The 14042-nt window shown below is 55.1% G+C and carries 14 protein-coding genes; 12 read left to right on the top strand and 2 right to left on the bottom strand.

Annotation, left to right across the window (positions count from 1 at the left end):
- Positions 1-52 precede the first annotated feature (52 nt).
- From KP626_RS03850 to nagA, 6 genes are all read left to right on the top strand, one after another.
- Entirely contained in the window at positions 53-877 is an 825-nt protein-coding gene (locus tag KP626_RS03850) for a PH domain-containing protein (RefSeq protein WP_395978506.1), read from the top strand.
- Positions 878-919: 42 nt separating this feature from the next.
- Positions 920-1627, top strand: coding sequence for a hypothetical protein (locus tag KP626_RS03845; RefSeq protein ID WP_395978504.1), 708 nt, complete (start codon positions 920-922; stop codon positions 1625-1627).
- Positions 1628-1830: 203 nt separating this feature from the next.
- Positions 1831-2949, top strand: a complete 1119-nt coding sequence (locus KP626_RS03840) for an Mbeg1-like protein (protein WP_395978502.1) — start codon at positions 1831-1833, stop codon at positions 2947-2949.
- 52 nt (positions 2950-3001) lie between these two features.
- Positions 3002-3685, top strand: a complete 684-nt coding sequence (locus KP626_RS03835; protein WP_395978500.1) for a fructose-6-phosphate aldolase — start codon at positions 3002-3004, stop codon at positions 3683-3685.
- A gap of 110 nt (positions 3686-3795) precedes the next feature.
- Entirely contained in the window at positions 3796-4980 is a 1185-nt protein-coding gene (locus tag KP626_RS03830; protein WP_395978498.1) for an N-acetylglucosamine-6-phosphate deacetylase, read from the top strand.
- Complete coding sequence (nagA, locus tag KP626_RS03825) at positions 4968-6098, top strand: N-acetylglucosamine-6-phosphate deacetylase (RefSeq protein ID WP_395978496.1); 1131 nt, start codon at positions 4968-4970, stop codon at positions 6096-6098. Before KP626_RS03830 ends, nagA begins: the two co-directional genes overlap by 13 nt.
- A gap of 10 nt (positions 6099-6108) precedes the next feature.
- Here nagA and KP626_RS03820 read toward each other — a convergent pair whose 3' ends face one another.
- The gene (locus tag KP626_RS03820; protein WP_395978494.1) at positions 6109-6930 is read right to left on the bottom strand and encodes a sugar phosphate isomerase/epimerase family protein; all 822 of its coding nucleotides are present in this window, start codon (positions 6928-6930) and stop codon (positions 6109-6111) included.
- On the opposite strand from KP626_RS03820, the gene KP626_RS03815 reads away from it, so the two are divergent.
- The 6 genes from KP626_RS03815 to KP626_RS03790 all read left to right on the top strand — a co-directional run bounded on the left by KP626_RS03815 (position 6924) and on the right by KP626_RS03790 (position 12794).
- On the top strand, positions 6924-7172 hold the full coding sequence (locus KP626_RS03815; protein ID WP_395978492.1) for a hypothetical protein: 249 nt from the start codon (positions 6924-6926) through the stop codon (positions 7170-7172). The genes KP626_RS03820 and KP626_RS03815 overlap by 7 nt on opposite strands.
- Before the next feature lie 13 nt (positions 7173-7185).
- Complete coding sequence (locus tag KP626_RS03810) at positions 7186-7761, top strand: xanthine phosphoribosyltransferase (protein ID WP_395978490.1); 576 nt, start codon at positions 7186-7188, stop codon at positions 7759-7761.
- A 241-nt stretch (positions 7762-8002) separates the two neighbouring features.
- Positions 8003-9118, top strand: coding sequence for a BMP family ABC transporter substrate-binding protein (locus KP626_RS03805; protein ID WP_395978488.1), 1116 nt, complete (start codon positions 8003-8005; stop codon positions 9116-9118).
- 86 nt (positions 9119-9204) lie between these two features.
- Positions 9205-10752, top strand: a complete 1548-nt coding sequence (locus tag KP626_RS03800; protein ID WP_395978486.1) for an ABC transporter ATP-binding protein — start codon at positions 9205-9207, stop codon at positions 10750-10752.
- A complete protein-coding gene (locus KP626_RS03795; RefSeq protein WP_395978484.1) occupies positions 10739-11842 on the top strand; it encodes an ABC transporter permease in 1104 nt (367 codons plus the stop codon). Before KP626_RS03800 ends, KP626_RS03795 begins: the two co-directional genes overlap by 14 nt.
- A complete protein-coding gene (locus KP626_RS03790) occupies positions 11835-12794 on the top strand; it encodes an ABC transporter permease (RefSeq protein ID WP_395978482.1) in 960 nt (319 codons plus the stop codon). Before KP626_RS03795 ends, KP626_RS03790 begins: the two co-directional genes overlap by 8 nt.
- A 161-nt stretch (positions 12795-12955) precedes the next feature.
- Here KP626_RS03790 and KP626_RS03785 read toward each other — a convergent pair whose 3' ends face one another.
- Positions 12956-13879, bottom strand: coding sequence for a LysR family transcriptional regulator (locus KP626_RS03785; RefSeq protein WP_395978480.1), 924 nt, complete (start codon positions 13877-13879; stop codon positions 12956-12958).
- Between the last annotated feature and the right edge of the window lie 163 nt (positions 13880-14042).

The raw sequence follows: 14042 nt of genomic DNA, 5'->3' as shown, positions 1-14042 counted from the left end.
CATATTATACGGCGTGCGGAAATTTGGCGCCTGAACAAAGGAGCCCAAAGGAATGACCTTTAAAACGGATGTGGATGGCGGCTATAAAGCGGGATTTCTCTGCTTCCTTCTGTTTACCGCAATCTTTATCTACTTCACGGTTACATCTTTTAGCGTAACCCTCCTGATTTTGGCTATTATCTTTTCCCTGATGTTTTTTGTCCTTTTGGTCCCAATGTACTTTTCGATGAAGTACATTGTGGAGGAGGACGGACTTCGGATTAAGGTTGGCTGGTTTGCCAACCGCTTTTTCCCGTATTCCTCGATTTTTGGTTTCCAGCGTGTATTGGCCGAAGCGAAGAACAGTTATGGCCTTTCCACCCGCAAACGGATTGCCATCTATATGAAGGGGACTGGCGGCGGGTATGACGTGGTGACCATTACCCCTAAGAACGACGAAGGGTTCATAGAAGCCTTTGCCAAGCAGACTGGCATCGATATTACGCCGCCCGATCCGACGTTTCGAGAGATTCAAGACGAATATAACGCCAAGACTTCCGAGGCCCAGCGCCGTGCGGCAAGGCGCCGGCTGAAGGAAGCGCTTTCCAAAGGCTACGACAAGGATGTTCTGGAAGCGGAAACCCCGGAGACCTTAAAGGAACGGGCAGCTTACAACGAGGAGGCCGCGGCTGCTGTGGAAGAAGAGGAAACTAAGGCGCAGGAGTCGGGAGACAAGCGCAGGCGTAGGCAGCCCAAGGATATTCCGAGGAAGCCCAAAGACGCTGAGGCGGAGCTGCTTCGTCAGAAACTGGCTGCCTATCAGGAGAGCATGGCTGCCCAGGAGGAGAACCATCAGGGAGAGACCGTGGAGGACGCCCCTAAAACGCCGGAGGAATAACGGCGGTTGCTGCGCACAAATGCCCGATGGGCGAAGGAATAGTTGGAGGAGTTGTTGTATTTGATCCTGGATTTTATGTCCCAGATGCTGATCGGCTTGGGATTGGTGCGAGTAATCGGAGCGGGGTTTGAGTCCCTGTTCCTGATTCAGTGGTATATGAAGGGCGGAAAAGAGAAGTTTGCCCTTGGATATTGGTCGGCGTTCCACATTCTGGCAGCCTGGATTGTGGTGTTTACGGTCTTCCAATACGCTCCCGGCGTATCCACCAATGTGATGATGTCCCTTATCACCTTTGGTGTGCTGGTCTATGCGCTCATGTTCTATATGCCGGCCTATAAGAGTGAAGTCCTTTTTATGAACCGGATGGGTCAGGAGATTGAGCAGAAGCAGCAGAACGAGGGGACTACCATGGCCATGGGAATCTTCCGGGCGCGGAAACGGTCTTCCGTTTGGTGCGGTATCGGTATCGCCGTCCTCTTGATTTTACGGTTCTTTGTGGAATTCCATGATCCCATTGGCCCTCTCATGGTCTGGTTCCGCAACGCGGTTCCGTGGCTGTACTGGGCACTGGCGATTATCGCTGGGCTTGCCTTTTTGTATTCCGCTTTCATCGCAGTACAGGTGTTGATCGCTTTCTTCAGACAAAAGAAAGCGCGCAAGGACATGGAGAACAAGATTGGCCGGAAGCTGACGGACCAGGAGTTTGTTTATCTGTACCTGGATATGCAGAAGGAGAAGAAGGGCAAATAAGGGAGTGCGTCTAAGCCGTTCACCATGGAGGTGGACGGCTTTTTGATTGGATTGATTTTCTGATGCCCCAAACCTATAATTGGAGATGGTTTTGCGGCTGTTTGTATAGCACATGGGGCTGAATTGTCTGTTTTGCGGTCCCCTGGGGGATCGGCGGTATGCTGCGTTAGCGTGAACCGAGGAGCGGCATGAGGAGGGATATTGTGGCAAACATATTGGACTATCTGGAGTGGCGGGGAGACCTGACCTTGGATCAATCGCCGTTTTGTCCGGTGGATAGCCTAATCCTCTGCCGAGCGGCCTATCTCCCTTTTGACGGGATTTTGGGGGATGCTCCTATGACCTTTTCGGAGGCGGCACAGCGGTACTTTAAAAAGGGAACGCCCCATTTAGGACGGCTGCTGATGGAACAGGACGTTTCCCTTTTTCAGGCACTGGGGGAAAGCCGGCGGTTTGGCGGCATGGCGTTATCGGATTATGTGAACCACTTGGACCCGGCCGAAGAGGAACAGTTTTCGGCGGTAACGGTGGCTTTGGGCAACGGCATCCGGTATCTGGCTTACCGGGGCACCGACAGCACGCTTGTTGGGTGGAAAGAGGACTTTAATATGACATTTCTCACCCCTGTGCCGGCTCAGAGGGAAGGGCTCGATTACCTCAACTACGTGGCCCGGAAACGTCGGGGCGCTCTGATGCTGGGGGGACATTCCAAGGGGGGAAACCTGGCGGTCTATGCCGCGGCAATGGCCGCGCCCAAGGTACAGGGCCGCATCCTAGAAGTACACAACAATGATGGACCTGGATTTGACGCCGAAATGTTGCGCCAGCCGGGTTACCAGGCGGTACTGGGGCGCATCCATACCTTTTTGCCCCAGTCCTCGGTCATTGGCATGTTGCTGGAACATGAGGAACCCTATACCGTGGTCCACAGCGTCCAAAGAGGCTTGCTGCAGCATGATCTTTACTCCTGGGAGGTGAATCGTTCGGGATTTCGGGAGATGGAGACCATTACCGAAAGCAGCCAGTTTGTGGATCGTACCCTGAAAAACTGGCTGGCGGCTCTTGCGCCCATCCAGCGGGAGCGGTTTTTGGATGTGCTGTACGAGGTGCTTTCCGCCACCGGGGCTACCACGTTATCGGAGCTATCGGCCAGTTGGCTTAGGAGCGCCGGCACCATTTTGAAGGGGCTGAAAAACGTGGACGCCGATACCCGTCGTATGATTTGGCAGACCCTGATCCAGCTTATGCAGGCCGCTCGGAGCAGCATGCCATCCATTCGCATGCGCCGGAGCCCTCGCCAGCGGAAGGGGTTGCATGATTGAAAGGAAATGGCGCATCCTACTAAAGGGAAGAGAGCAGAAAAGGAGAACAGCTATGGAATTGCTATTTGATACCGCCAATTTGGAACAGATCAAGACCTATGACCGTTATTTTCCCATGACCGGGGTGACCACCAATCCCAGCATTTTCAAGGCCGAAGGGAAAGTGGCCTTTTTTGATCATCTGAAACGGATGCGGGAGCTCATCGGCCCTGAGCGTACCCTCCATGTCCAGGTGACGGCGGATGACGCCCAGGGGATGATTCGGGAGGCTCATGCCATCCATCGGATGGTGGACAACGGGGTTTATATCAAGGTGCCCGTTACCGAGGAGGGGCTGGCCGCCATCCGGGCCTTGCGTGGAGAGGGCGTTCCCATTACCGCCACGGCGGTCTACAGTCAGATCCAGGCCTTTATGGCCATGCAGGCGGGAGCCAACTACATCGCCCCCTACTTCAACCGGATGGAGAACCTGGATATCGAGCCTCGGGAGACCATTGCAGCCATGCGCCAGTTCATCGATGAAGCGGGATCGGATAGCAGGATTATGGCGGCCAGCTTCCGGAATATGGCCCAAGTCACAAGCGCTCTTTTGGCGGGGGCCCAGGCGGTGACGGTGCAGCCTAAGCTCTTGCATGATGCCTTTGGCATGGCGGCCATCGCCAAAGCTGTGGAGGATTTTAAGCGCGATTGGACCGGCGTCCGAGGGGACACCAGCATCGCGGATCTTACGGAATAGATTGAAAGGAGAACAGCGGTTGCCGGACAGGCAGCCGCTTTTTTTCTATATAAATATTCTTTAAAAGAAGCTATAATCATGGGAGACGGTATCATGGAAAGGAGTTTCCCATGCTGATTCAAAATGGAAGTGTGTTTTATGACGGCGGTTTTCATCAGAAGGACATTCGGATCCGCAATGGCGTGATGGAGGAGATCGGCCCCTGTCTTACCGCGGGAGATGAGGAGGTGGTGGACGCCTCGGGCTGCTTGGTGTTTGCTGGATTTCTGGATACCCACATCCACGGATGCAATGGCAGCGAGTGCAATGAGGGGCCGGAGGCAGTTCGCAAGGCCTGCGCGCTGTTGCCCAACTATGGGGTGACGGGCTTTATTCCAACCTTTTCCCTGCCCGACGCGGAAACCGTCCGCCGAGCGGTACAGGGGGTTCGGGCGGCAAAGGGCTGCCCCGGCGCTGAGGTACTGGGGATGCATCTGGACAGCCCTTTTCGGTATCGGACCATTGCCTATTACAACATCAAGGTGCCTCCCACCCGGGAATATACCCTTGAGATGACGGATCATGATCTGTCCGATATTCGGATTATCTCCTGTGCGCCCGAGCTTCCCGGCTCTATGGAATGGTTTCGATGGATCACCGATCAAGGAGTGGTGGGGGAAGTGGGCCACACCGAGTGTACCGCCGACCAGGTTAAAGAGGCGGCGGACAACGGAGCGACCCTTTTAAACCACTTTTACAACGGATTCGCGCCTATGGATCACCATGTGAGCGGCGCCCTGGCCGGCGGGTTGTTGGAGGATCGGATGTACGCCCAGCTTACCTGTGATGGGATCCATGTGGCGGAAGCTTTTGTGAAGCTTACCGTGCGGGCCAAGGGAATCCACCGGGTGGTGCCGGTTACCGATTGTTCTCAGTTCCTGGGGATGCCTGAAGGCCGCTACATGCGGCGAGACAAGGAGGTTATCTTTAAGGACGGCGCGGCGAGGGATCCCAATGGAAAGCTGGTGACAGGCGCCCATCCCTTCGATGAAAACATGCGAACCCTTCGATCCATGGGATTTAGTCTGGAGGAGATCGGCACCATGTGCGGGGAGAATCCGGCAAAATCCATTGGGGAAACCCATCGGGGCAAAGTTGAGCGGGGGAGAAAGGGAGACCTTGTTCTGATGACCCCCGATCTCTTTGTGCAAAAGACCATTATGGACGGCAAGGTGGTCTATGACAGGGAGCGGGACAAATTGGTTTTAAGACATCATGATATATTGATTATAGGAGGTAGGCCATGCGCATCGTAAACGGACGGATTCTGACGCCTCGGGGATTTGTGGAAGGGGATCTTTTCATGGAAAATGGGCGAATTGCCCAGATAGGAGGCCAGACTGAGACGGAAGGCCCCTGTTTGGATGCTCAGGGAGGCTATGTGTTGCCGGGTTTTGTGGACGTCCACGTCCATGGCGCCTATGGATATGCCACCCTCATGGGCCGGGAGGCCATCGAAGCGCTAACGGCCCGAATGCCCAGCCAGGGCGTTACCAGCTATTTACCCACCTTCGCGGGAACGCCGGAGGAGCATCGGAGAATTTTGCAGGATACCAGGGAGGCCATGGGTTGTCCTGGGGCTAGGATTGCCGGCGCCCATCTGGAGGGGCCCTTTGTGAATCCGGAGCGCAATGGAGCTATTACGGTGGAGAGCATCCGGCCGCCCCGTCTGGATACCCTGATCGAGATGTGCGGTCCAGACCTCCGGGATGTGAAGATGATGACCATCGCTCCTGAGATGGAGGGAGCGCAGGCCGTCGTGGAATATTTGGCGGATCATGGGGTGGTGGCGGCCATTGGCCATACCACGGCGGATTCCGCTACGGTGAAGGCTGCCGCAGACTGGGGCGCCACCCAGGCCAGCCATTTATACAACGGCATGCCGCCCATGAATCATCGTGCGGATACCACCCCCGTGGGATGCTTTTTGGATGACCGAATCCATGGACAGATCATCTGCGACGGCATTCATGTGAATCCCGCTATGGTCCGCCTTGCGGTGAAGTTTATGGGAGTGGGCCGGATCATCGGCATTACCGATGCCATGCAGGCGGCAGGCATGCCGGACGGCGAGTACGATTTCTTAGAGGGTGACCGAAAGGTGACGGTGGTGGATGGAATCTGCCGCCTGCCGGACGGGACTCTGGCCAGCAGCACGCTGACCATGGACCAGGCTTTCCGCAATTTTGTCAACGTCATTGGCCTGACGGTGGAGGAGGCCAGCCGGGTGCTCAGCTATAACCCCGCCCGCTCCATCAGCCTTATGGACCGGGGGGAGATCGATGTGGGCCAGCTGGCCGACGTTGTGGTGCTGACCCCTCAACTGATCCTAACCCATACCCTTGTGGGAGGACAGGTGGCCTGGAAGCGTTGACCCGGGGACATCAATCCTGGGGAAACAGCCGGGATTCCAGCTGTTGAACATGAGCAAGCGCCTCTTCGTAGTCCTCCCAGGTATGGAGGTGCTCGAAGAGCATCGGCATCTGGGGATCCAGCCTGTGGATTAGCTTCAGATACCTGGAAAGATCGGCCCAGCCCCTTCCCGGGATGGTTTCCCGGACGTTTGGCGTATAGCCGTCCGCCAGAAGAAAATCCTTGAGATGACAGCTTTTGATATAGGGATGCATCTGGATGACGGCGCTTTCCAGCATATCCCCATAGTGGCGGACCTTTTCAACGCTGTTGATGAGATTTACCGGATCAAAATGCACGGCGAACCGGTCACGGTTGACATCCCAGAGGAATTTCAAATAGCTTTCCGCGCTATCCGGCAGCATCCAGGGCATGATCTCCAGCGCGTAGTAGGTGCTTTTTGGCTTTGCCGTATCCAAAAGCCACTGGACAAACTCCACGTTTTTCCAGTAGGTCGCTTCCGAATAGTTTTCCGGATAGTAGGCATACCAAATTTCTCCCGCCGCTCCGGAAACGTTGACACAGCATTTGGCCCCTACCGCGTCCGCGATTTCCAATCGACGCAAGCAGATATTTTTGTTTTTTTCGGCCTCCTTGGAATCCTGGGCAAACGGGGTTTTCCATATGCCCATCTCCGCGATCACCAGATTGTGATCCTTTGCAGCCTTTTCATAGGCGAAGATCTCACGGTCGGAAGCCGTTTCCTTGGCGGGAAAATAGGCGGCGGTGAAGCCGCGCTTTGCCAAGTCCTCTGCCCACTGGTTTGGCGACTCATGGGGCATGATGGATGTCATACCGTATCTCATTGGCACAATACCTTTCTGCCGTCTTTCCGGCGCAGAAGCCCGCCGTCGATTTCCTCGATATTGGGGCACCCGGTATCATTCATGATTTTTTTATAGCACGGTATTTTTCTTCTGTCCATGGTTCCGTTGTGTTGGCCCGCCGATCTCCTTATGAATTATCAAGAAAATGGTACACGGCCATGGATTTGTGCTATACTAAATTTCATCAACATTTCATCAACGACGGATAGGGGAGAGGGGTCCATGAAGGAGCTGGAGGAGCGCATTGCCCAGGAGGGTAGGATCATCGATGGCAGGATCATCAAGGTGGACGGCTTTTTGAACCATCGGATCGATACCAAGCTATTGAACCGCATGGGAAAGGAATTTTACCGGCTGTTTGGGGATCTGGGCGTAACCAAAATTTTGACGGCGGAGGCATCCGGTATCGCTGTGGCCGTCATTGCCGCCCAGTATTTTGATGTGCCGGTGGTATTTGCGAAAAAGGCCAAATCCGATAACATTGAGGGGGGCCTCTACGCCAGCGAGATCTACTCCTATACCTATAATAGAAAGGTCACCTTTTTGGTAAGTAAGCAGTGGCTCGGTGCTGAGGACCGAGTTTTGATCATCGATGACTTTTTAGCCAACGGCGAGGCGCTGCGCGGGCTCATCGACATTGTGGATATGGCTGGCGCCCAGTTGATGGGCGTGGGTGTGGCGGTGGAAAAAGGCTTCCAGGAGGGGGGCAAACGCCTGCGGGAACGGGGGATTAACCTGCAGTCCCTGGCTATCATTGAAGGGGTGGAGGACGGCAAGTTCCGCTTCCGCCAGGCGTGACGCCGATTATGCAAAGATTGGGAAAATGCTCCCGGAGAGGCGGTTCCGGGGGCGTTTTTTGTTTTGTTTTCAGGGCGGAGAGGACTGTCTTTCAAAAATTCCGTCGTAATTTGCAAAAACTGCAAGAAAAATGACGGGTTTGCTCTAGGCAGGCTGCAAAAAATAGCGTATCATATGGATGTCACCTCGGTGCAAAATGGCAGCGGGGAATTTTTTGATTGGTTTTGGAGGAGAGGACGCAATGAAAAAGTGGTTGGTGGCAGCACTCTGTGTCATGCTGGCCCTGTCCCTGGTTGCTTGCGGCGGAGACGCTGGCAACGGCGGCGGGACTGACGGCAAATTGACCAAGGAAAACGTGAAGATCGGCTTGATCTACATCGGCGATCCCAGCGACAACGGCTATAACTATGCCCACGAAAAGGGCCGCCTGTACATGCAGGAGCAGCTTGGCCTGCGGGATGATCAGATGATCGTCAAGGCCAACGTATCCGAGGATAGCGCCTGTGCCGACGCCATCAACGAGCTCATCGAGTCGGGCTGCAATATCATCTTTGCCAACAGCTTCGGTTTTATGGACTTCATGGATGAGGCCGCAAAGGAGCATCCTGAGGTGTATTTCTGCCATGCCACCGGCATCAAGTCCAACGAGACCAACTTCTGCAACTATTTCGGCCGGGTTTATCAGCCTCGGTATCTGGCGGGTATCGCCGCTGGTATGCGTACCGAGACCAATAAGCTGGGCTATGTGGCTGCCTTCAGCAATTCCGAGTGCAACAGCGGCATCAACGCCTTTACCTTGGGCGCTCAGTCCGTAAACCCCGACATTGAAGTTATCGTTAAATATACCAACAGCTGGTATGATCCCACCGGCGAGCGGCAGGCTGCCGAGGCCCTTTTGGATCAGGGCTGCGACGTGATCGCTCAGCATGTGGATACCACCGGTCCCCAGGTGGCCGCGCAGGAGCGGGGCAAGTGGGGCTGCGGCTACAACAACGACATGACCGAGTTTGCTCCCGACGCTCATCTGTGCGCGCCTGTCTGGAACTGGGGCGCCATCATGACCCAGTTGGTTGAGGATGCTCTGAACGGCACCTTCACCGGCGGCATTCATCTGGGCAGCATGGCCATCGGCACCTGCTATCTGTCTCCCTTGTCCAAGAACGTGGCTCCCGGCACCGAGGAAAAGATCAAGGAAGCCTATGACAGGATCGTGGATGAGAACGACGAGTTTGACGTATTCAACGGGCCCATCTACGACAACGAGGGCAACCTGCAGATTGCGGAAGGCGAGAAAGCCTCCGACCTGCTCATTGCTCAGCAGATGACCTGGCTGGTAAAGGGCGTGCGGGTAGACTAATCCGCATCCCAGAATAGTGAGGAAGGGATGGGGTTATACCATGTGCATAACCCCATCTTTCTATTTTGCGTATAAGGTGGATATCCATGGAAAACGCCATTGAATTGCGACATGTGACCAAGACCTTTGGCCCGGTCATCGCCAACCAAGACGTCTCCCTCACCCTACGGTGGGGAGAAATTTTGGCGCTTTTGGGGGAGAACGGCTCGGGCAAAACCACCCTTATGAATATCCTGTCGGGGATCTATTACCCGGATGAAGGGGAGATTCTGGTGCGGGGAGAGAGTTGTTCCATTCGTTCCCCCAAGGACGCCTTTGATCTGGGCATTGGGATGATCCACCAGCACTTTAAATTGGTGGATGTGCTGACCTGTATGGAGAACATCGTCCTGGGGCTGCCGGGCAAGCAGCGGTTGTCCCGGAAGAAGCTGAGTCAGGAGATCCGGGAGATCAGCGCCCGGTATGGCTTGGAGGTGGACCCGGAGAAGAAGGTCTACGATATGTCCGTCAGCGAGAAGCAGACGGTGGAGATTCTAAAAGTCCTGTACCGGGGCGCTAATATTTTGATTTTGGACGAGCCCACCGCTGTACTGACGCCCCAGGAGATCGATCGGCTGTTTGCCATCCTTCGGCGGATGAAGGAGGACGGTAAAGCGGTGATCATCATCACCCATAAACTCAACGAGGTGATGGCCATTTCGGACCGGGTGACGGTGCTACGCCGGGGCCATGCGGTGGGTACGGTGGAAACCGCCGAGATGGACGTCCCCACCTTGACGGAGATGATCGTAGGCCGCAGCGTTAGTCTGGAGATTCACCGCTCCCCGGTAAAGGATCCGGAGGATCGGCTTCGGGTGGTGAACCTCACCTGCCTGGGAAGCGAGGGGCACAAAGTACTGGATGATGTGAGCTTTACCCTGCGCTCAGGAGAGATTTTAGGAGTAGCAGGTGTGGCGGGCAGCGGCCAGCGGGAGTTGTGTGAGGCCATCGCGGGGCTTTACGATGTGGCCGGCGGCGCTATCCTCTATAAAAACCATGTGGATGGGGTGGAGGTCAGCGAGAATCTGGTGGGCAAGACCCCGAGGGAGATCATCAAAAAGGGCATTTCTATGGCCTTTGTGCCGGAGGATCGGCTGGGCATGGGCCTGGTGGGCGGCCTCGACATGGTGGAAAACATGATGCTCAAGAATTACGGGGAGCATTCCGGGCCTTTGGTGGATCGAAAAGCGCCGGCAGCCCAGGCGGAGTCCCTCATCGAAAAGCTGGACATCGTGACGCCGGGCATCCACACACCGGTGCGGATGCTATCGGGGGGCAATGTGCAGAAGGTGTTGCTGGGACGGGAGATCGACAGCGCCCCCGCCATTCTCATCAGCGCCTATCCCGTCCGGGGGCTGGACATCAACTCCACCTATACCATCTACAACCTTTTGAATGAACAGAAGGAAAAGGGCGTGGCGGTACTGTTCATCGGGGAGGATTTGGATGTGCTGCTGGAGCTGAGCGACCGAATTTTGGTGCTGTGCGGGGGCCGGGTCAGCGGCGTGGTGGACGCTCGGACGGCCACCAAGGAACAGTTGGGCCTGATGATGGTCCATGTAGCGGGGGAGGGTGCGGACCATGAAGCAGAATAACCATCATCACAACCAGCCCCTGGTACGGATGGTCAAACGCACCGATCTTACCCGGGGAAAATCCATCCTGATCCGAGTGCTGGCCTTGCTGGCAGCCTTTGTCACCGGGGGACTGCTCATCGCCCTCTTGGGGAAAAATCCGGTGGCGGTATATGGCCAGATGGTAACGGGGGCCCTTATGACGCCAGCGGCCCTACGGGAGACCATCCGCATTGCCATTCCCCTTTTGATCACATCCCTGGGTGTGGCACTGGCCTTTAAAATGAAATTCTGGAACATCGGCGCTGAGGGGCAGATCTGCTTGGGGGCCATCGCAGCCACCTATTTTGCCCTCTTCTATGCGGATAAAATCCCGCAGCCGTTTTTGTTCCTGGTTATGTTCTTAGCCGGAGCGGTCTTCGGAGGCCTGTGGGGGTTAATTCCGGCCTATTTCAAGGCGAAATTCAATACCAATGAAACCCTGTTTACCCTGATGATGAACTATGTGGCGGTATACATCATCCAGTATCTGCGGGAAGGGCCTTGGATCAATCCGGCCAACACTGGGTTTCCTCAGATCGCTCGATTTGATACCGCCGCCCGGCTGCCCAAGGTATTTGGCGTCCACATCGGCTGGATTGTGGCGCTAGTTCTGGTTGGGGTGATGTATTTCTACCTGAACCGTACCAAGCAGGGCTACGAGATCAGCGTGGTGGGGGAGAGCCAACCCACCGCTAAGTACGCTGGAATGAACGTGGGGCGCATCATCATGCGGACCATGTTCCTGTCGGGAGCCTTGTGTGGAATCGCGGGCATGCTTCAGGTAACGGGAGCCGACCATACTCTGGTGGAGACGGTGGCCGGCGGCGTGGGCTTTACCGCTATCACCGTAGCATGGCTGGGGAATCTTAATCCAGTGGCCATGCTGGTAACCACCTTTTTGTTCAGCATTCTGGATAAGGGCAGCAACAGCATCCAGACGGTATTCGCCATCAGCAATGCCGCCGCCGAGGTGCTGACGGGCATCATCCTGTTCTTCATGCTGGGCTGTGAGTTCTTTATCCGCTACCGCTTGGTTTGGAGGAGAAAGGAGCATCGGGATCATGAATGAGACCGTAAGCTACATCATCAGCTTTGTTTATGCCGCGGTGTTGGCGGGCACCCCTCTTTTGTATGGTACGTTAGGGGAGATTCTCACCGAGAAGTCCGGCAACCTGAACCTGGGTGTGGAGGGTATGATGTATATGGGCGCCTCCATGGGATTGGTGCTGGGCTATACCTGCGACAGCGCCATAATGGCGGTGATCGGCGCCTTTTTGGCCGGCGCTTTGGGCGCGCTCATCTATTGCTTTTTGACGGTGACCTTAAAGGCCAACCAAAACGTTACCGGTCTGACCCTTACCATCTTCGGGGTGGCCTTTGGCAACATGATCGGGGACGCGTTGATGCGATCGGCTCCCGGTGGAGCGGCGGTGGTAAGCGCCAAGGTCAGCGGCGCTTTTTCCAGGCTGAGCATTCCGTTTTTGAGCGATATCCCCTATGTGGGCAAGCTTTTCTTCCAGTACAACATCTTTGTTTACCTTGGAATCGCTATCGCCATTGGCATGGCGCTGTTCCTCAAGCATACCCGGACCGGCCTCAACCTCCGCGCGGTGGGGGAGGATCCCGCGGCTGCCGATGCGGTTGGTATCAGTGTAACCAAGTACAAGTACATGGCCACCTGCCTGGGCGGCGGACTCTGTGGTTTGGGCGGGGTGTATGTGATCATGGCTACCTGCGGGGGCACCTGGGTGTACAACTGTGTCAACGGTTTGGGCTGGATTGCGGTGGCGCTGGTGATCTTCGCGGCCTGGAAACCAGGCCGGGCGGTGATCGGCTCCCTGGTGTTTGGCGGTCTCAGCATTTTGCGGTTGTATGTATCCGCCAAGATCCCCATTGCCATCTATGTGATGCTGCCGTTTGTGGCGACCATTTTGGTTATCATCATAACCAGTATTCGTCAATCCAAGGAGGGGCTTCAGCCCAAGAGCTGTGGTACCAATTTCTTCCGAGAAGAACGATAGACGGCAAAAAGGGCCGGGATTTTCCCGGTCCTTTTTTATGATGGTTAGCCAAATTTTCCATTTTTGCCTCCTCATAATAGAATAAAAACAACCGTATGGTAAATTTGTGAGGAGGGATGGGCGTGAAGCGCCCGGCATTGCCGGGCGCTTCATACACTGAACTATTGGATGGATTGATCCAGGAAGGCGACCTCCTGTTTTAGCTCCTCGATAAACTGCCGCTCGTATTCCTCCAATCCATCGCTTTGGTGGTAGATCACCAGATCCCGGTGGATGCCCGCCCCGCTGCATTTTAACTGGACCATGTCATGCTGATCCAACACCTCCTGGGGCAGGGGGCTCACCCATAGATAGGTGCCTTTGACCCGTTCCAGCAGATCGAATTGGCTGCCCCGGTCATAGATGAAGATACGGTTATCGGAACGAGTAAGCTGTTTCATCTGAGCAGGGGGAAGAGCGGGCACCTGGAAATCCCCATGGATGATTTCGGTATATTCCTGCAGCCTTTCGTAGGGGACATCGGTACATTCGGCCAAGGGATGGCTTTTATGAACCAACAGCATCATGCGGTATTCCCACAGTACCTGGTACTGCAAATTATTCTTTTTCAAGAGGTTGAGAAAATAGCTTTCATAGATGTCCTGGTAGCGGAGCACGCCCATAACGCTGGTTCCTACGCTGACATCCCCTACGATGGCCAGAGAATTGGTCTCCCGGCAGAGGATATCCAAGGGCCGGGAGCGGTCCAGCCGGTTGATAAAGTTGGCAAAGGCAACGGAAGCATAGGTGGCCCGGGGAAGGGAAACGCTGAAACGCAAAGTGGTCTCATGCTGGGGTTGAAACAGGCTGCTAAGCTCATCCACCTTGTCCAAGATTTCATGGGCGTAGCGTAGAAACTGAAGCCCCATGCTGGTGGGTTCCACTCCCTTGGCGTTTCGGGTAAAGATGGTGATGCCCAAGTCCTGCTCCAATTCCTTGATGCTCTTGCTGAGATTGGGCTGCCCCATATAAAGGTTTTTTGCCGCCTGGGTGATGCTGGAGGTCTTTTCCACCTCGACGGCATAGCGCAACTGCTGTAAATTCATGGTCCCCTCCTGGCACATCCAATGAAACGAATGTTTGTGAAAATATTAACATATGATGGAACATATACGGTCTATTTCAATTATGCATTACCCGCCATAGAAAAGAAAGACTATAATAAGAATCGAAAGAGGGAAATGCTAGAAAATGGAGCGCCTGTTTCAA

The sequence above is a fragment of the Christensenella sp. MSJ-20 genome (assembly GCF_044357945.1).
In the GTDB taxonomy this organism is placed as follows: Bacteria; Bacillota; Clostridia; order Christensenellales; family QAND01; genus QAND01.
This window is presented reverse-complemented; position numbering and strand designations above follow the sequence as displayed.